Annotated in this window: 2 protein-coding genes; one reads left to right on the forward strand and one right to left on the reverse strand. The window is 73.3% G+C overall.

The window, feature by feature from the left end:
* Window positions 1-125: 125 nt before the first annotated feature.
* Complete coding sequence (locus VR44_RS27220; RefSeq protein ID WP_045950258.1) at window positions 126-530, reverse strand: DUF5997 family protein; 405 nt, start codon at window positions 528-530, stop codon at window positions 126-128.
* A 57-nt stretch (window positions 531-587) separates the two neighbouring features.
* On the opposite strand from VR44_RS27220, the gene VR44_RS27225 reads away from it, so the two are divergent.
* The coding region (locus VR44_RS27225) for a LysR substrate-binding domain-containing protein (RefSeq protein WP_094191942.1) at window positions 588-1,331 on the forward strand (744 nt) is incomplete at its 3' end.

Consider the following 1,331-nt stretch of genomic DNA (forward strand, 5'->3'; position numbering starts at 1 on the left):
AGGCCGAGCCCGACCGCTGCCGCCGCCCCCACGTCCACGCCGGCTGACGGGCCCGCTGACGAGAACGGCCGGGCCGGATCCCCCGAGGGGACCCGGCCCGGCCGTCGTGCGTGCGGGGGAGGGGGTCAGGAACGCTTCTGCTCGTCCTTCTGCGCCTTCTGCGCCTGCTTCTCCTTGATGCGCACGGCCTCCTTGCGGACCTCGGCCTGGGTGGCGCGCTCCTTCTGCAGCCACTCCGGGTTGTCCTGCTTCAGGGCCTCGATCTGCTCCGTGGTGAGCGCCTCGGTGATCCCGCCGCGCGCGAGCCCGGCGATGGAGACGCCCAGCTTCGAGGCGACGACCGGGCGCGGGTGCGGGCCGTTGCGGCGCAGCTCCACGAGCCAGGCGGGCGGCTCGGCCTGGAGTGCGTTCAGCTCGGTGCGCGAGACCACGCCCTCCCGGAACTCTGCGGGGGTGGCCTCGAGGTACACACCCAGCTTCTTCGCCGCGGTCGCGGGCTTCATCGTCTGGGTGCTCTGGTGCGACGTCATGCTCCAAGGGTATCGAGCATGTGCGCGGGCTCCGACCACGACCGGTAACCTTGCGGGGTGACAGGCTCGGATGCAACCCCTTCGTTCCGGCTCGCCTATGTCCCGGGAGTGACGCCCACCAAGTGGGTGCGGATCTGGAACGAGCGGCTGCCCGACACCCCGCTGACCCTGGTCGGCGTGACCGCCGGCGAGGCGTTCGCCGCGCTGCGCGCCGGTGAGGCCGACGCCGGGTTCGTCCGGCTGCCCGTGGACGGCGCGGACCTCAGCGCGATCCCGCTCTACACCGAGACGACGGTGGTCGTGGTCCCCAAGGACCACGTCGTGGCCGCCGTGGACGAGGTGGCGACCGAGGACCTGGCCGACGAGATCGTGCTGCACCCCCTCGACGACGTCCTGGGCTGGGAGACCCCGCCCGGGAAGCCCGCGTTCGAACGGCCCGCCACCACGGCGGACGCCATCGAGCTGGTGGCCGCCGGCATCGGCGTGCTCGTCGTCCCGCAGTCCCTGGCCCGGCTGCACCACCGCAAGGACCTCACCTACCGGCCGGTGACGGACGCCCCCGCATCGAGGGTCGCGCTGTCCTGGCCGGAGGAGAAGACCACCGACCTGGTCGAGGACTTCATCGGGATCGTCCGGGGCCGCACGGTCAACAGCTCGCGCGGCCGTCAGCCCGCACAGCCGCAGCCCAAGCAGGACCGGAAGGCCGCGGCGGCCAAGAAGACGGGCGCCAAGCCCCGGGCGACGGGCAAGCCGGCCGCGAAGTCCGGCGGCAAGCCGAACGCCCGCGGCGGCGCCCCCACC

Source organism: Streptomyces katrae, from assembly GCF_000966975.1.
In the GTDB taxonomy this organism is placed as follows: domain Bacteria; phylum Actinomycetota; class Actinomycetes; order Streptomycetales; family Streptomycetaceae; genus Streptomyces; species Streptomyces katrae.

Excerpts from the sequence above, each read along its gene's own strand:
- VR44_RS27220 (WP_045950258.1), bottom strand. The coding sequence starts at position 530 with ATGACGTCGCACCAGAGCACCCAGACGATGAAGCCCGCGACCGCGGCG.